At 44.7% G+C, this 17,031-nt stretch carries 12 protein-coding genes and 1 tRNA gene; 8 read left to right on the top strand and 5 right to left on the bottom strand.

All coding sequences use genetic code 11. From position 1 onward, the window contains the following. The first annotated feature begins 113 nt into the window (after window positions 1-113). Together AWH61_RS16520 and ubiA are read left to right on the top strand one after the other, a co-directional pair. Window positions 114-683, top strand: a complete 570-nt coding sequence (locus AWH61_RS16520) for a chorismate--pyruvate lyase family protein (RefSeq protein ID WP_075177667.1) — start codon at window positions 114-116, stop codon at window positions 681-683. Then, window positions 680-1,537, top strand: a complete 858-nt coding sequence (gene ubiA, locus AWH61_RS16515) for a 4-hydroxybenzoate octaprenyltransferase (RefSeq protein WP_075177666.1) — start codon at window positions 680-682, stop codon at window positions 1,535-1,537. Before AWH61_RS16520 ends, ubiA begins: the two co-directional genes overlap by 4 nt. 101 nt (window positions 1,538-1,638) lie before the next feature. Here the strand turns inward: ubiA and ubiK are convergent, their stop codons facing one another. Next, on the bottom strand, window positions 1,639-1,890 hold the full coding sequence (gene ubiK / locus AWH61_RS16510; protein ID WP_014947772.1) for a ubiquinone biosynthesis accessory factor UbiK: 252 nt from the start codon (window positions 1,888-1,890) through the stop codon (window positions 1,639-1,641). 112 nt (window positions 1,891-2,002) lie between these two features. Between ubiK and rep the strand changes: the two genes are divergently transcribed. Then, complete coding sequence (gene rep, locus AWH61_RS16505; RefSeq protein WP_039226949.1) at window positions 2,003-4,018, top strand: DNA helicase Rep; 2,016 nt, start codon at window positions 2,003-2,005, stop codon at window positions 4,016-4,018. A 45-nt stretch (window positions 4,019-4,063) separates the two neighbouring features. Here rep and AWH61_RS16500 read toward each other — a convergent pair whose 3' ends face one another. Both AWH61_RS16500 and AWH61_RS16495 read right to left on the bottom strand, forming a co-directional pair. Beyond that, on the bottom strand, window positions 4,064-6,655 hold the full coding sequence (locus AWH61_RS16500; protein WP_075177665.1) for a sensor domain-containing phosphodiesterase: 2,592 nt from the start codon (window positions 6,653-6,655) through the stop codon (window positions 4,064-4,066). 103 nt (window positions 6,656-6,758) lie between these two features. Then, window positions 6,759-7,166, bottom strand: a complete 408-nt coding sequence (locus tag AWH61_RS16495; RefSeq protein ID WP_014947775.1) for a c-type cytochrome — start codon at window positions 7,164-7,166, stop codon at window positions 6,759-6,761. Window positions 7,167-7,430: 264 nt separating this feature from the next. Here AWH61_RS16495 and AWH61_RS16490 point away from each other — a divergent pair. The 4 genes from AWH61_RS16490 to AWH61_RS16475 all read left to right on the top strand — a co-directional run bounded on the left by AWH61_RS16490 (window position 7,431) and on the right by AWH61_RS16475 (window position 11,754). After that, a tRNA-Arg gene (locus AWH61_RS16490) sits at window positions 7,431-7,507 on the top strand. 192 nt (window positions 7,508-7,699) lie between these two features. After that, window positions 7,700-9,112 (top strand): Na+/H+ antiporter NhaC, encoded by a 1,413-nt coding sequence (gene nhaC / locus AWH61_RS16485; protein ID WP_075177664.1) that lies wholly within the window; start codon window positions 7,700-7,702, stop codon window positions 9,110-9,112. A gap of 103 nt (window positions 9,113-9,215) precedes the next feature. Beyond that, window positions 9,216-10,985 carry a BCCT family transporter gene (locus tag AWH61_RS16480; RefSeq protein WP_075177663.1) on the top strand — a complete coding sequence of 590 codons (1,770 nt, stop codon included), beginning with the start codon at window positions 9,216-9,218 and terminating at the stop codon, window positions 10,983-10,985. A 139-nt stretch (window positions 10,986-11,124) separates the two neighbouring features. After that, a complete protein-coding gene (locus AWH61_RS16475) occupies window positions 11,125-11,754 on the top strand; it encodes a hypothetical protein (protein WP_075177662.1) in 630 nt (209 codons plus the stop codon). A gap of 135 nt (window positions 11,755-11,889) precedes the next feature. Here the strand turns inward: AWH61_RS16475 and AWH61_RS16470 are convergent, their stop codons facing one another. After that, window positions 11,890-12,138, bottom strand: coding sequence for a DUF2960 family protein (locus AWH61_RS16470; protein WP_014947779.1), 249 nt, complete (start codon window positions 12,136-12,138; stop codon window positions 11,890-11,892). 416 nt (window positions 12,139-12,554) lie between these two features. After that, window positions 12,555-14,393 (bottom strand): NACHT domain-containing protein, encoded by a 1,839-nt coding sequence (locus AWH61_RS16465; protein WP_075177661.1) that lies wholly within the window; start codon window positions 14,391-14,393, stop codon window positions 12,555-12,557. A gap of 520 nt (window positions 14,394-14,913) precedes the next feature. Between AWH61_RS16465 and AWH61_RS16455 the strand changes: the two genes are divergently transcribed. After that, window positions 14,914-17,007, top strand: a complete 2,094-nt coding sequence (locus tag AWH61_RS16455) for a TonB-dependent siderophore receptor (protein WP_014947783.1) — start codon at window positions 14,914-14,916, stop codon at window positions 17,005-17,007. Window positions 17,008-17,031: the final 24 nt, after the last annotated feature.

The following is a 17,031-nucleotide window of genomic DNA, read 5'->3' as shown; positions in this document are numbered from 1 at the left end:
TGGTAGTGTAGCAAAACTCTGATTAAACACACTACTGCAAAAGTTTAACCGAGTGAAAATAATTGAACATGACGTGTTATCATACTAACAGATTCATTATTCGGGCTTTTCGTGTGAGTTTTAATGCCACTTTTCCAGTGGGTTTGGCGGTTGACTGGCAAGCACCTTCTGGCATCACAATTCCTAATGTACAGCTAAAAAACTGGCTGTTAGACACTGGGTCGTTAACCGAGCGAGTGCAGTCTTTAAGCAACCACTTTTCTCTAGAGCTTATTGGCCAGCACGAGCAGATTCCTCACGACAATGAACTGTCGTTGTTACTCGACAACGGTGAAACCCATTATCAAGCGCGAGAAATTCTCCTATGTGGCGATCATAAGCCGTGGGTGTTTGCACGTTCTATCATCCCTCAAGCCTTTGTTGACAGCGAACTTTCAGATCTTGGTCGAGAACCTTTAGGAAAACGTTTGTTTAATGATAAGCGCTTTACACGCTCAGAGTTTCAACTGTGTACAGTGCCAGCTTCGCAGTTTGGTATTAACAGTAGTCAAACCTTGTGGGGCCGGCGCTCGTTGTTTACGTTAGGCAACTACAGCATGATAGTAGCAGAGGTATTTCTTCCGTCCTCACCGGCCTATAGCCGCTCTGCTAAAAACGAAAAGGAAAGCGAAAAGCAATTATGAAGCACAATTGGAACGCCTATGCGCGACTTATGCGCCTTGATAAACCAGTCGGTATTTACTTGCTGCTGTGGCCTACGCTGTGGGCGCTTCTTATGGCTGCACAAGGTTTACCGCCTTTAGGCATTACGCTCATTTTTGTGGCTGGCGTAGTTGTCATGCGTTCAGCCGGGTGTGTGATTAACGATTATGCAGACAGAAAAGTAGACGGTAGCGTAAAGCGAACTGCCCAGCGTCCTCTTGCAACCGGAGAAGTATCGGCTAAACAAGCGCTACAACTTTTTGCAGCGCTTATCGCTTTAGCATTTGTCTTAGTGTTATTCCTTAACTGGCAAACCATTGCGTTGTCGGTGGTAGCCTTACTCTTGGCAGCAAGCTACCCCTTCATGAAGCGTTACACCAATTTACCGCAGGTGGTATTGGGTGCCGCGTTCGGTTGGGCCATTCCTATGGCATTTATGGCTGTGATGGAAACAGTTCCAGCTTACGGCTGGTGGTTGTTTATTGCTAACTTATTATGGACGGTAGCTTACGACACCATGTACGCCATGGTAGACCGCGATGACGACCTACAAATAGGCATCAAGTCTACGGCCATATTGTTCGGCAAAAACGACGTGCTCATAGTCATGCTGCTACAGGCCGCTGCCCTTGCCATTTTGTGGTGTATAGGCTGTGCTATTAACGCAACTTGGCCTTACTACTTAGCCGTGCTGTTTTCGGCTCTGCTATGCGTGCGCCAGTATCAGCTTATTAAACGCCGTCAGCGTGAAGGCTGCTTCACCGCGTTTATTGAAAATCACTATATTGGTTTAGCCATCACGCTAGGAACGGCACTGCATTTTTATTTGGTGTAACAGTAAAAGTAACTAGCCCAATACAAACCATTGTTTATGGTATTCAGCCACAAAAAAAGCGCCATAAAGGCGCTTTTTGAGTTTCTAAAAGCTTTGAACGCCTACTTTTCCGCTAGCTTCACTTCAAGTTCAGCAATGCGGCTTTCCATAGCGTCTAGCTTTTCACGAGTGCGAATAAGCACTTGGCTTTGAATATCGAACTCTTCGCGAGTCACTAAATCAAGCTTAGACAGCTGCGACTGCAATACCGCCTTTACTCGACCTTCGGCTTCTTCAGCCATGTTTTTAACGCCAGGTGGAACGGCATCAGCAATTTGTTTCGCTAAATCTTCGAGTTTCTTCGGATCCAACATGGAATTCCCTTATAATGCGCAGCTCAAATTATGAAAGCTATTCTATCGGTATCGACACGACATGCAATGAAAACTGTGTCGCGCCAAAAATGTACGTTGTTCTAGGTATTAAATGAAACTAAATGAAGCTCAAGAGTCTGCCGTAACCTTTGTGTCTGGCCCATGTTTGGTGCTGGCTGGGGCGGGTAGTGGTAAAACGCGCGTAATTACCAATAAGATTGCTCATTTAGTTAGAAACTGCGATATGCCAGCTCGCTACATTGCAGCGGTAACCTTTACCAACAAAGCAGCACGTGAAATGAAAGAACGTGTAGCGCAGACCTTGGGCAAGCCAGAGGCGCGCGGGCTAAAAGTATCGACCTTCCACACCATGGGCTTAACCATTATTAAAGCGCATGTGAAAGATCTTGGCTTAAAGCCAGGTTTCTCGTTATTCGACGATAAAGACTCGTTCGCGTTGCTTAACGATTTGACGTCCGACACCCTCGATGGCGATAAAGATCAGCTTCAGCTTTTACAAAGCTGTATCTCGAACTGGAAAAACGACCTTATCTTGCCCGATGCTTTATTAAAATCAGCTACCAGCACGGGCGAACGAGAGTTTGCAGAAGCCTACAAGCGTTACCAAGACAACCTTAAGGCATATAACGCGCTAGACTTCGACGACCTAATTTTATTACCTACATTGCTTTTAAAAAGTAGCGAAGCAATAAGAGCCAAATGGCAGAGCAAAATTCGCTACTTGCTGGTGGATGAGTACCAAGATACCAATACCAGTCAGTACGAGTTGGTAAAGCTATTAGTAGGTGAGCGTGCGCGCTTTACCGTGGTGGGCGACGATGACCAGTCTATCTATTCATGGCGTGGCGCTAAGCCACAGAATTTGCACCTATTACAGCAAGACTTTCCGCGCTTAAACGTCATTAAGCTACAGCAAAATTACCGCTCGTCAGGTCGTATTCTGCATTGCGCGAATATTCTTATTCAGAACAATCCGCATTTGTTCGATAAAACCCTGTTCTCAGAGCTGCAGTACGGCGAGCCGCTAAAAGTAATAGAGGCGAAGAACGAAGAGCATGAAGGTGAGCGCGTGGTGGCAGAACTGCTGGCGCATAAGTTCATGAACCGCACCCAGTTTAAAGACTACGCCATTTTGTATCGCGGGAATCATCAAAGTCGTATTTTCGAAAAGCTGTTAATGAGTAACCGCATTCCGTACAAAATTAGCGGCGGTATGTCGTTCTTTGGCCGTGCCGAGGTGAAGGACATCATGGCTTATTTAAGGCTGTTGGTGAACCAAGATGACGATAACGCTTTGCTGCGCATTATTAACACGCCAGGGCGCGGTATAGGCCGCGCTACGCTGGAAAAACTGGGTAACTTTGCAAATAGCTTGGGTGTGTCTATGTTCGAAGCGGCGACGCACCCTAACTTAAACAGCGTGTTGCCAGACAAAGCCTTTCATTCGGTTTCTACCTTTGCCCGTTGGGTAGTAGAGCTATCGGACAATGCGGAACGAGGCAACACCGCTGACGCGGTTCGCACCATGATCCGCACGATGGGCTACGAAGAATGGCTATATGAAACCAGCGCCAGCCCCAAAGCCGCTGAAATGGCCATGGCCAACGTAAGTACCTTATTCGGTTGGGTTAACGATATGCTGGAAGGCAATGACCTAGACCAACCCATGACATTAACCGAAGTGGTGAACCGTCTGATATTGCGCGACATGATGGAGCGCGGCGAAGACGACGGGGAAGGGGATCAAGTTCAGTTAATGACGCTACACGCCTCAAAAGGTTTGGAATTTCCTATTGTATTTTTAGTGGGCATGGAAGAAGGCTTATTGCCGCACCAAAGCAGCATTGACGAAGACAACGTAGAAGAAGAGCGCCGACTTGCTTATGTGGGAATTACTCGCGCCCAGCGCGAGCTTATATTCAGCCTTGCTAAAGAGCGTCGACAATTTGGTGAAGTGATTAACCCAGAGCCAAGCCGCTTTCTGTTCGAACTGCCGCCTGACGATGTACAGTGGGAAAATCAGAAACCGAAGGCGACAAAAGAAGAGCGCCAGCAAAAGGCACAGGTGGGAATTGCTAACCTACGGGATATTCTAGGGAAAAAGTAGCCTGCTATTTGAGATGAGGTTATGCTGGCAAGTAAGTACTAACTATCAGCTTGCTAGCGACGTCATATCCAGCACTTTGGCGTGCTTCAATACTTTGCCTTGGCCATAAATGCATTCAATTTCATTAAGTGCATCTAGCTGCGCCTGTGAGTCTACGCCTTCAGCAATAACCTGAAACTTCAAGTGCTCTGAAATAAGCATAACAGACTGAATAAGTTTTAAGTTTCGTTGAGAGCGAGGCAGTGACTTAACAAAGCGATGATCAATTTTGATGAAGTCGAAGGGGTAGGCAAACAAATAACTTAATGAAGCCAATCCGCTTCCAAAGTTATCCAACACCAAAGTTACGCCCGCACGTTTTAACTTCTTAATAGCAGGAAGAATGAACTGAGAGCGGCGATTTAAGTCGTTTTCATCAAACTCAAATACCAGCTGGCTAGGCGTAATACCTGATGTTTCAATCACATTAATCATCTGGTTTACCATAGATGCCTGTAGCAAATGATTAATTGAAACGTTAACCGCTATTTTATTTATCGGGTCGTCGGTGTTTTTATAGTGGTTTAACAGCTCGCAGGCTTTGGTTAGCTGGAACAGGTCTAAATCTAGCGTAAGGCCACTATGTTCTGCCACTTGTCTAAACTGCTCTCTGGCAATCTTGCCGTAGGCAGGGTGCGACCAGCGAATATACATCTCTTTATACAGTGTGCTGTCGTCATTAAGCTTTATAACGGGCTGTAGGAAGTAATCGAACTCTTCTTCGCGCAGTGCACGTCTGAATTCATTTTCAAGCTCAAGTTCTTCAATAAGCCTGTCGCGCATGCTCTTGTCGAACATAACAAAGCGTCCGCGGCCTAGCGTTTTCGCCTGATACATGGCTGCATCGGCATCACGAAGCACTTCATCAGCGGCGCGATAGTAGGTTTCTAAGTGCGCAATACCAATACTTGCACCTGAATACATCTCTCGACCATCAAGCAAGAACGGTTCGGAAATAGATGAAATTATACGGCTAGCCACTTCTTCTACGTCTGCTTCATCTTCAAAGTTATCAAGCAGTACAACAAACTCATCGCCGCCTAAGCGCGCTAGCAGGTCGTGACCACGAATACATAGCGCAATACGTCTAGCTACTTCAATTAAGAACTCATCGCCCGCGTGGTGACCTAGGGTATCGTTAATAACCTTGAAGCGATCTAGGTCGATAAACAGCACCGCAAACATGTTTTCGCTGTAACGCTGCTTACTGGCAATAGCCAGCTCTAGGCGACTAGTGAACATGGCGCGGTTAGGCAAATCAGTTAACGAGTCGTGATGCGCATCGTGAATAAGCTTAAGCTCAATCTCTTTACGCTCTTCAATTTGTTGCTTTAAGAACTTATTAGCACGGTTTAGCTCAGCTGTGCGTTCTTTAACGCGCTCCTCAAGCTCAACGTTATAGCGCTGCATAGACTCGGTATTGCGCTTACGCTCAATGGCTACCGCGATATGGTGTGATACAAAACGCAAAAGCTCTTGGTCGCGAGAATTGTATTTAGCGTGTTTACCGTAGGTTTGTACAGCAATAACACCTGCTATTTCTCCATCTACAACAAGCGGCGAACCTAACCACGAGTTCGCACTGTTTAGCATGGTTTGCGCAACCGACACATCTAAATCGCCAGACTCTGCAAGCTCCAATACTCTGGGTGGGTTAACCAGCTCAGCTTGCCCCGTTCGCAATACGAATTCAGTTAGACCAAGCCCCAAAGGCCTTGAACTTATGTTCTTTTCTTGTGCGTCACTAAAATACGGGAATGCGAGTAGCTCTTTTTCCTTATCAAGAATGGCAATGTAACAGTTAGGTGCGCTAATTAGCCTGGCTAAAATTTCGTGCAGACTGGAGTAAAACACATCCATATCGCCTTCAAGGTTAGCCGCCAGCTCAGATATCTCGAATAAAGCCTGCTGTAGCGACTCTACTTTTTGGCGCTCTAATATTTCTTCTTGAAGGTCGTCGTTAATTTTTCGCAGTTGGCGGGTGCGTTCGCGGATGGTGCGTTCAGTGAGCTCACGGTTTTTTACTCTATCAACCGTGGTAACAATGTGTTGAGAAACAAACAGCAGTACTTCTAAATCTTCTTGCGTATAGTGCACACCTTCATCATAAGTTTGCACTACCATGGCACCTATGACTTGGCTTCCTCGTTTAAGGGGCACGCCCAGCAGCTCAAACGGCTGTGAGCCAACTAGCTTTATATCATGCTGAGAGGCAAAGTTTTCTTCGTCGTCACGTTTGTAAAATAGATGATCGCCGGTTTTGAGAATGTAACCGGTCATGCCGTCCATTAACGATTCAGCGGGGAGCTGGCGAACGGTTTGTTCGTCGAATTCGTCAATGAAGTAAGCGAAATCGACAACGTTACTGTCGGGTTCGTAAAAGGCGACAAAGAAGTTATCGGCATTCATAAAATCGGCAATGATTTCATGAATAGCGGAATAAAGGCGACTTACAGAACTGGCAAGTTCAGAAATGTCGAAAAGCGCCTTCTGAACACGTTCAGCGCGCTTGTACTTGTCAGTGAGTTGCTGAAGCTGCGGTATAAGTTCGCGCAGTTCTTCTTCCGTCAACTCATGTTGCGTCGAATCTTGTGACATTCCGCTCGCCAGTAAAAAAGTAACGTTTCCCCAAAGAGTTAAATTACCCGATTAGAGGGTAAAACGCTACTTTTTCCATCAAGTTGTTACGATTTAGCGGGTATTAGATACCTTCAATCATATACTCGATTGCAGCTTTAATTTCGTCATCAGAACAGTTACCGCATGTACCACGAGGAGGCATAGCGTTAATACCGTTCAATGCGTTTTGCCATACGCCATCAAGACCGCGCTCGTCTAGACGTGGTTGCCAGTCTGCTGCAACGTGAACTTTAGGAGCTCCTAAAACGCCTGCTGAGTGACATGCAACACATGCAGAGTTGTAAACGTCTTCACCAGACTTTGCACCGCCAGCTGCGCCAGCACTTCCTTCAGCCGCTGCGCCTGCAACGTGTACCTGACCTACCGGCTTAATACGATCGGCAATTTCATCGTTACTCATTTCTTGTGCTTGTGCTGCAAAAACAGTTAGCGCAGTAGCAGCAACAGTTAACCAAGTCTTTAATTTCACATCTGTCTCCAGGCAATGATGAATTTGTTTAAAATATAACTGGCCAGATTATAACGGTTAATTGGGGTTGAACAACTATTTGAAGCCAATTACCCATAAAAAGTAAGGATTTTTAACACTTGTTCCAAGCCACCTAAAGAGATTTTAATAAATGAGTTGAAGCTAACCCACCGCGTAAGTATTATTACGCCCCGTTTGCAGCGTACATTTAACTGCGTATTTTTTCTTTGCGAACGTACACGGTTATTACAACCGAAGCACGATCCGCCCTTAGCTCAGCTGGATAGAGCGCGGCCCTCCGGAGGCCGAGGTCAGAGGTTCGAATCCTCTAGGGCGGGCCATTTCCTTTTCTAGTGACCTATGAAGGAATAATCTCCTTCAGCCTTTCTATATCAGAATCGAGCACGCCTACCTTAGACGTGGCTGCAACTCTAACGTCCAATCCAATGCAACATCAAAGTCATTCCAACGCATAGCAAAGTCGTTATACTGTTTTTCACTAGTTCATTTTAAAGCGTATCAACGTGCCTATAATGTCGCCGCAGTCTATTCAACGCCCAAGCTTTACTCAGTCACTACTTTGTTTTGGTGTTATTGTCGCACTGATAGCAGGCGGATTGTTTGGCCTGGGCATTAGCCTGCATGCATTACTATTTCTGTGTTTGCTATGGGCTGGTATCAATGCCTTTAGCTTGGGGTACAAGTACCTGCAAATCCGCGATTTAATGACCAGCGCATTAACCCGGGCCATGCCAGCAATCTATATTTTTATCCTCATTGGTATGGTTATCGCCAGCTTTATGCAAAGTGGCACTATCTCAACGCTAATTTATTACGGTTTAAGTTGGCTAAACCCCAGTATCTTCCTTGCGGTGGGATTAATTTTGTGTGCGGTAATGTCGGTAGCTACAGGCACATCGTGGGGTACGGTGGGCACTATGGGTGTAGTGCTGATGGGTATTGGCGCTGCCATGAACATACCACTGCCCATTGTGGCAGGCATGGTGGTATGTGGTGCGACGTTTGGCGATAAAATGTCCCCGGTGTCTGATACCACCAACCTCGCATCCATGAGCGCGGGTACCAACCTGTATCGGCATATGTACGCCATGCTGCTAACTACACTGCCTAGCTTTCTTCTAACCTTAGTAGTTTTCTTGGTAATTGGCTTTAGCTACGCAAACCAAAGCTTAAATGTTGACGAAATAACTGAAATAAAAGCAGCACTCGCCAGTCACTATAACCTTGCACCCTATATAACACTGTTACCGCTGGTGTTGCTTACGGTAATGAGCATCAAGAAAGTGCCGGCTGAAGTAACGATGTCGAGCAGTATTCTTCTTGCCGTTATCATCGCTATTTTCTACCAAGACACCAACACCATTAGCGTGCTCAATGCGTTGTGGGAAAACACCCCTCAAAATACGGGTATCGCAAATTTAGATGCCTTACTAGGACGAGGCGGCATTAGTAGCATGAGCTGGACGTTGCTCCTCGCCTTAATGGCAATCGCTTTGGGTGGCATACTGCACGGTGCAGGCTTTCTAGCTGCGTTGCTGACAGGCATAATTGAACGGGTAAAACGCACAGCAACCCTAATTGCCGTGACCATCGCGTCTGGTTTTCTAGGCAATGTGGCCATGGGCGAGGCCTATATCTCTATCATTTTGAATTGCCAGTTGTTTAAACCGAAATATGAACAGCAAAACCTTGACCCCGCTGTGCTATCTCGGTCGGTAGAAGAAGGTGCCACTATGACCACAGGCCTTATTCCGTGGACAACGGCTGGTGCGTTTTACTCTGCCACCCTTGGCGTTGACGTGCTCGATTACGTGCCCTATGCGTTCTTCAACTATCTAAACGGCGTTATTGCGGTATCTATGGCTGCATTGGGCATGGGCATGCTAACAACCAAAGCACGAATGAATAAACGCACATCGATTTGAAGCAACCCAATAGCTAACACAATTCTGATAAACTGTTTTTCTAGATCGCCCGTTTAAAGCCAAACGTATAAGGCATCTATAAAAACAAAACAAAGGATCGTGTATGAGTAGTAATACCCGAGATGCGGCCTCCTCCAAGGCCATTATTAAACAGGAAGGCGCGTTTAGCGTAATCGACAAGCCCACTTTTTTTGGCTCTCTTATTCTTCTTCTCTCTGTCACCATTCCCCTAATTATTTGGCCGGACCAAGGCGCACAGTGGGTGGCAGCCGCAAAAGACTTCGTAACCAGTAAACTAGGTGTTTTATACCTCTTGCTTGGCGTTGGCGCTGGTGGGTTCATGGTTTACATCATGTTCAGCGACATCGGGCAAATAAAACTAGGCGACCCGGAAGAGAAACCCGAGTTCTCGCCAGTATCATGGGCTGCAATGTTGTTTTGTGCAGGCATAGGCGCGTCTATTTTGTATTGGTCCATGATTGAATGGGTGTACTACTACCAAGCGCCACCGTTTCACATAGAAGGTGAAACCCCAGAAGCCGCTAAATGGGCAGCAGCCTACGGTATTTTCCACTGGGGCCCGCTTGCCTGGGCAATTTACCTCATTCCCGCCGTACCTATTGCGTACTTCTACTACGTGCGCAATCACAGCGTACTTAAAATATCTGAAGCCCTTATGCCGGTTATTGGCGAGAAAATGGCTCACGGCTGGCTGGGTAAAATTATCGATGTCAGCTTTATCTTCGGAATGTTAGGCGGCGGGGCGACCACGTTAGGTTTGGCAGCGCCCATGATAAATGAAGGGGTGCACGAACTATTCGGCGTGCCTAAATCGCTTACCACCCAAGTTCTGGTGCTAGTAACCTGTACTGCTATCTTTGGCTACAGCGCGTATGTAGGCTTAAAGAAGGGCATTAAGCTGCTGTCAGACATTAACTTTTGGCTGGCCATAGGGTTGCTATTATTTATATTTGTTGTGGGACCTACGTTGTTTATGGCCAATACCGGCCTAGATGCTTTGGGCCGAGTACTTAGCAACATTATTAAAATGGCTACCTGGCTAGAGCCTTTTGCCGAATTTAATGGCTTTCAAAACACGCATTTCCCTCAAGACTGGACCATATTCTACTGGGCATGGTGGCTGGTATTTGCACCAAGCGTAGGGCTTTTTATCGCGCGCATTTCAAGGGGGCGCACCATTCGCACTATGGTGGCGGGCTCCATGTTCTTCGGCACCATGGGCTGCTTTTTATTCTTCATGGTAATGGGGAATTATGGCTTGTATTTGCAACTTTCGGGTGAACTAGATGTGGTGAGTATTCTTAACCAAGAAAGCCCTACGGCCGCGATTTTCGCCATGCTACACACGCTGCCATTGGACTACATAGTCATTTTTGTATTCACCTTGTTAGCGCTAATCTTTACCGCAACTACCTTCGACTCCATTTCTTACATTCTGGCAGCTGTAGTGCAAAAAGAAGTAGACGAAGAGCCATTGCGCTGGAATCGTTTGTTCTGGGCATTCGCGCTATCGTTTATGCCGATAGTGCTTATGTTTGTTGGTGGGTTAGAAACGCTTCAAACGGCGTCGATAATAGGGGGCGTTCCGCTATTAGCTGTGGCCTTAATGTTATGTATTGCCATAGTGCGGGCGGCCAATTACGACATGCGTTATCAGCCCGATTACTCGGTAAAAGAAATCAATATAGGGGAATTCCCCGACGACGACCCGTGGAGCGAAGAAGGCACATGGGATATTGATGAAGAAGGAGAAGAGCGTGATGGCGAAACGCCTATTGCCGCAAAGCCTAAACAAAGACCGCCAAAAGGCCACGTTGAGGGCGACCCGCACAGCAGACCGTCGCGGTTGTAGCTTTTATCGTAACTGAATGAAACAAACGCCGCACAAGGGCGGCGTTTGTATTAGCTGAGCACAATTAGCGTACCCTAAAAAAGCGACTGTGGTACTGTAATCACCGTTTGCACCCTTTCAACTTTACGCATGTAGCAGAATGTCAGTTAAGAATTATCAGAAATTCTATCAGCCACTAAACGCGGTACATTCGGCTGATTTTAATCGCTGCATTTACTGCGGCTGCGAAGCTGCACGGCAAGACTTTATTCCACCCATAAAATTCATTCACGACTGGCAAGACGGACATCTACAGGCCGACTTTATTTCCGTGCCTGCATGCAACGAATGCACTGAACTTTTAAAAAATGAAAACAACGCCACGCTAGAACCCAGAATAACCGTGTTAAAAAAGCGGTTGGCGGAAAAGTACAAAAAGGCCATTCGGGTATTTAACCACTGGAGCATGGAAGAGATTGAAGAAATGGACGCGGCATTTCAAATAAGCCTAAAAGGCGGCATGCGTTTGGGGAAAGAAACCCTTTCTCGTCTTCAATTTGCAGGGTTCGATTATGAAGTGAATGGGAGTATTGCGCGGGTGGCAAAACCTCAGCGCGAGGTATTCACTGTATTCAATGAAGAGTTTAGCAGCTTTAGAGAAGCACTAGCTTTTGCCAGTGCGACATACCAAATAAAGAAAAGCCGGCTAAGTCAGCTTTATTTCGATAATGATGAAAGCTTTGATAGGGCGATTGAGGCTTTTCATGGGTTGGTTGAGGGTAACCCATAAAGCGCTGATTGGTGGCTTTGCACTTCGGAGTCAGAGGTTCGAACACTATCGAGCCCTCCATTTTTAAGACTTGGCCGTTAATCCCCAAAAGCAAAGTAGTTCAAAGGTCTAGAATGTGTTGAAAGGGCGGAACCATCATTCTTGACCGTTTTTTAAAAAGTACAAATCAGAAAACCCCATTTTTGCAAATTCGGTATCTCTGAAGTTTCTTACGGTTTTTTTGTCTTTACTGATAGCGGCAAGTTGCTGTTCAGTTTGCAGGAACTGGGAAAGGTCTATTCCCTCAGCTTCGGCCACGGCTTCATGCATATTTTGATGGCGGCTGTAAGAAAAATTTATCTCTTTTGCCACACCTTTAAACTTATAACGTACTTTATGGGCCATGTTCTACTCAAGTTGGTCGATGTAATTCAAAAACTGTTTAACCGGTATTATAAACTCAATTAGCGCTAATAATTACCCGTATTAAAAAAGCGGGTGGCAAAACCATAGCGCGAGGTGTCCGATGAAGAATTTAGTAGCTTTAAAGAAGCGCTAGCCTTGCCAGTGCGACATACCAAATAAAGAAAAGCCGGCTGAGCCAGCTTTATTTCGACAATGATGAAAGTCTTGATAGGGCGATTGAGAGTTAACCCATGAAAAGCTGAGCAATGGCTTTTCACTCCGGAGGCAAGGGGCGCGTGTTCGATTCGCGCCGGGTGTGCCATTTTTAAAGGGCTGCAGCCTTAATCTGTTTTTCTAAGAATCTCTTTTTTGAAATATGTAGCAAATGTGTAGCATATTGGAATTGTTGTTTATCATTAATCTAAGAATGAAATTGAAGAAAAGTTTTCTTCTGTTTTAGCAACAAAATCTTCAGCTTCTTGAAGAATAAGACCTATTTCACTAAGTTTTGACTCCACTTTGTTTCGAAAATTGCTTTCCAGGTTAAGATTGCGCAAAAGGAAAGTGGATTCTATATAAATATTTTCATTCTCAGCTATACGTTCTCTAACTTCTTTTTCGGATGTCGCAGAGTTCTCGAAAATTAATTCGAGTACCTTATATTTTTCATTGATTCCATCTATTGCTTTAAAAATGAAGCCAGCTAATCCATCGAAAAATCTAAAAATATAGTCTTTACCAAATTTAGCATCGGGGGTCTTTATGGCTATGATGTAGTCGTTTTCGTTTTCGTTTTCGTTATCGTTTTTCTCGCTTTCTTCAAAGGTATTACCCACGATATTGAGATAAATTAGATCAAGTACTTTTGAAACATCGGCGTCGAGTGTGTTTGTGCTGGGGTTAAAGAAAATGCTATCGAATAAATTTTTAATGTAGGGAATCAAAAACAGTTTCTTGTAATTAAATTCATCGATACTGGAAAGAAAAGAAAGTTCTTGTAAATAATTTGAAGAGTGTTCGATTGCATGCGAATAGAATGATTGTCGCAAAGCTTCCGTTCCGTGCTCTTTCATGAAGTGCGCCGAATGAAATTCTCTAATACTCTTATGAATGAAGTGATACTCAAATCCTTCTTCAACCATCAAACACGTAACTCTAGTTATATCTTTGAGGAAGTAGTCCGTTTTGACATCGTTGAAGTTGGTCAGCTTTTTCGCCTCTCCTATTAAACTGATCGCTAGCTCTCTATCTAAGGAGTTTTTATGAGACTTCATGCAAAAGAAGCAGAATGCATCAAACAGCTTAGAAAGCTCAGACTCTGTTAGCTCAGTTGCAAATTCTCTATTAAACCCTGGTTTAGTAGAATCATGCCTAAAGCATAATATCTCAAACAACTTAGAATAGAACTCCGCTAAATTTTGAGGGATCTGGTTGTAAGATTTATAAATAATCACTAATAAAGTCAATAATAAGGGCGTTTTAAGTACACTTGATACTTGGGTGTCACTACTGTGTATAGCTTTCAGGACTTCGTTTACTTTGGTTTCAGAACCTGCGAAAAATTTGCTCAATAAGTTTTCAAAATCACTAGTTTCTAATTGAGCAATGTTGAAAACCTTCATATACGATATTTTCTGCGCTTCAGAATTTGGACGGCTGGAGATAATAATACGTAGATTGTGATATTTTGCGCACCAGCTTTCTAATTGAGTTACTACATCTGAAACGTGTCTTTCTTGTATTTCGTCAAAAGCATCAAGGATTAACACGAACTTATTTGTAGCGAGAATCAACTCGAGTTCTTCAGCGTCTGCACTGAGTCCAAGTTCATTTAGCCCATCCATAATCAGCGTTTTTAAATCTTTTTTGTCACTAATTTTTCTTAACTCGATGAATAATGGGAATGATTTCGCTTTTTTTAGCTCTGAGCTTGTAAGGTATCTAAGAAGGATCGACTTCCCTTGTCCTGCGGTACCCTGAAGAACAATTTTGGCATTTTCGGGAAATGTTTCTAATCCAGAAACTAATATTTTTCTAGTATTAACTAGAATCTTTGTAGGGTAATAGAATTCATGTAAGTTTACTTCCTTGTCTACTTGCCAGATAGTTTTTACTTGTTCTACATTGTGTGCCTTGATAAACACGCTATCTACGTTCAAATTACGCAATTTTCGAGCTAGAGAGGCTTTCTTTTTAACCAGATTGTATATGTCATTAAAAAGCTGTCGAAACAAAGGTGCGGCGGTTAAGTCCATATCAAAGTATCCATTTTGAAGCGAAGTCTAATTTTTTCTCAGTATAGGAATTTGCATTCTTCGAGTCTATAAAGATTAGTCCGTACACTTATTTACAGAACTCCAAGTAAAAGCATTTGAGCCGCCGTGCGGCTCTAGTGCAACGATTTTCTAAGCGCCATTCGTGAACTCTGGTAATCACTTTTTTTTCACCTAACTTTATTCCTCGAAGCGAGATTGAAACCATTCCATCAAAGTAACTTTGTTTAAGTTCACCTGTTTCTGTATCAAGCTTTTCTTTGTAAAGAGGGCGAATAGCTTGGTCATTGAGCTCACAAGACACGCCACCCATAAGTTTTACAAACTCTGCCCACTTGCCTTTATCCGCTCAAGTGTATTGGAAAGACGACCTTTACCATTTTGTAAAATCTCTTTTAAAAACTTAAATAGCAATAATTATCATTTAAATTAGCTTTAATTTATCTTATACTCCCCCGCCGTAAAGTTCTTAACCCTTTATAACCAAATAACAGAGAAAACCATGAAACTAAGCAGTTTATTTGCACTAACGCCTATCGCGTTTGCTTTGTCGGTAAATGCGCAAACAACTCAAAGCGATACAGTAGAAGTTAAAGAAGCAGACGTAGAAAAAATTCGTATTGTAGGTGTTCGCCAAAACCGTGTTAGCCGCGGTGCAACTGGCTTAACCATGGAAATCAGTGAAACGCCTCAGTCTATCAGTATTCTTTCTGAAGACCTTATGCAGTCGTTCGGTGCGTTCAACATTAATGACGCACTAAAGCTAGCACCAGGTATTAACGTAGAAGAGTGGGAAACTAACCGTACTAACTACACCGCACGTGGTTTTGAAATTAAAAACACCCAAATTGATGGTGTAGGCCTGCCTAACGACTGGGGTATTGTTACCGGATCGGTTGAAGCTTACGGCTACGAAGAAATTGAAGTTATTCGTGGTGCGAACGGCCTGCTTACTGGTGTAGGTAACGCGTCAGGCACCATCAACTATGTGCGCAAGCGTCCGACTAACGAAGAAGGCGGCGAAGTGGGTGCAAGCATTGGCTCTTACAACTTCAAGCGTGTTCAAGGCGACTACTCTATGCTGCTTACAGAAGACGGCAGCTGGGCGGCGCGTGTAGTAGGTAGCTTTGAAGATAAAGAGTCTCACCTAGATGGTTTAGAAAACGATCGCGGCTTTGTATACGGCGTTATTGACGGTCAGCTAACGGATAACGCTACGATAACCTTCGGTTTGTCATACCAAGATGCCAATACCGACGGCAACACGTGGGGCGGGCTAGTATTCAACTATACCGACGGTACGCAAGCTGAGTGGGATATTAATGACACCACTACACAAGAATGGACCAAGTGGGATACTGAAACCACTAACGCCTTTGTTGAACTAGACTATGAGTTCGACAACGATTGGCAATTGCTACTTAGCTATAACTTCCGTGGTTACGAAGATGAAAGTAAGCTGTTTTATGCTTACGGTGCCATTGATAAAGAGACTGGCCTTGGCTTAGTTGGCTGGCCAGGTCGCTACGATTCTGAAATTGACTCTCACCTGTTAGAAGGCCGTGTATTCGGTGATTTCGAGCTGTTTGGTCGCAGCCATGAAGTTAACTTTGGTGTAAGTCACGCTACTAGCGACGACGTGTCTTTTGTTCATGCGTTTGACTACGCTACTACTCCTGCATACGGCCCAACACCAGCATTCCCATACGGCTTGGATGCGATTGCTGAGCCAGAGTGGTTAGGTGTGTCTGAGTACTCAAATATTGAGCAAACACTAACGCGTTACTTCGGCTCTGCTCGATTCAGCGTAACAGACGCAATGCACATCATTGCTGGTTTTAACGCGATCGACTTCGAGCGTACGGGCCAAAACGCAGGCGCGGTTATAGATAACTCAGAAAGCGAAGCCAGCCCTTATGTTGGTGCGACTTACGCGGTAACAGAAGATGTTAATGCGTACGTGAGCTACTCTGACGTGTACCAGCCACAAGAACAGTATGACGTAAACGGCCAATACCTTGACCCAACTAAAGGTAAGAACTTTGAAGCGGGCTTCAAGGCACAGTGGTTCGACGACAGACTACTAACAACTTTCGCTTACTTCACCGCTGAACAAGATAACTTGGCAGCATATGCAGGTACTAACCCTGAAACCCTTCAGTACTACTACAAAGGCGTATCGGTAGAGTCTGACGGTTTTGAAATTGAGCTAGCGGGTCAGTTAACTGATGATCTACGCATTAACGCGTCTTACACCAACATTGATGTAGAAGACGAGCAAGGTAACGACGCTAACTTATGGGCACCACGTGATGTAGTGACGTTCCAACTAGGCTACACCGTACCGCAAGCGCCAGAAATTGAAGTAGGTTTTGGTGGTAGATGGCAGTCTGAAATTAGCAACGTTGACTACAATGTTAAGCAGGGCGCTTACTTCTTAGGCAACGTTTATGCTTCACATGCGTTTACAGAAGATTTCACCGTTCGCATGAACATCAATAATATCTTCGACAAGAAGTACATTAACAGCCTACATACGGTTGGTTACTACGGTGCGGGGATCAACGCTCAGTTGAGTGCATCATATACGTTCTAATATGAACCAAAACATGAATAATAA

Origin of the sequence: Alteromonas sp. W12 (assembly GCF_001924945.1) — a bacterium.
Classification (GTDB): Bacteria; Pseudomonadota; Gammaproteobacteria; order Enterobacterales; family Alteromonadaceae; genus Alteromonas; species Alteromonas macleodii.
Note: the sequence above shows the minus strand (reverse complement) of the source record. Positions and strands in the feature narration are given on the sequence as shown.

Excerpts from the sequence above, each read along its gene's own strand:
- AWH61_RS16475 (WP_075177662.1), top strand. The coding sequence starts at position 11,125 with ATGTCAGTTAAGAATTATCAGAAATTCTATCAGCCACTAAACGCGGTA.
- AWH61_RS16480 (WP_075177663.1), top strand. The coding sequence starts at position 9,216 with ATGAGTAGTAATACCCGAGATGCGGCCTCCTCCAAGGCCATTATTAAA.
- rep (WP_039226949.1), top strand. The coding sequence starts at position 2,003 with ATGAAACTAAATGAAGCTCAAGAGTCTGCCGTAACCTTTGTGTCTGGC.
- nhaC (WP_075177664.1), top strand. The coding sequence starts at position 7,700 with ATGTCGCCGCAGTCTATTCAACGCCCAAGCTTTACTCAGTCACTACTT.
- AWH61_RS16465 (WP_075177661.1), bottom strand. The coding sequence starts at position 14,393 with ATGGACTTAACCGCCGCACCTTTGTTTCGACAGCTTTTTAATGACATA.
- ubiK (WP_014947772.1), bottom strand. The coding sequence starts at position 1,890 with ATGTTGGATCCGAAGAAACTCGAAGATTTAGCGAAACAAATTGCTGAT.
- AWH61_RS16500 (WP_075177665.1), bottom strand. The coding sequence starts at position 6,655 with ATGTCACAAGATTCGACGCAACATGAGTTGACGGAAGAAGAACTGCGC.
- AWH61_RS16470 (WP_014947779.1), bottom strand. The coding sequence starts at position 12,138 with ATGGCCCATAAAGTACGTTATAAGTTTAAAGGTGTGGCAAAAGAGATA.
- ubiA (WP_075177666.1), top strand. The coding sequence starts at position 680 with ATGAAGCACAATTGGAACGCCTATGCGCGACTTATGCGCCTTGATAAA.
- AWH61_RS16455 (WP_014947783.1), top strand. The coding sequence starts at position 14,914 with ATGAAACTAAGCAGTTTATTTGCACTAACGCCTATCGCGTTTGCTTTG.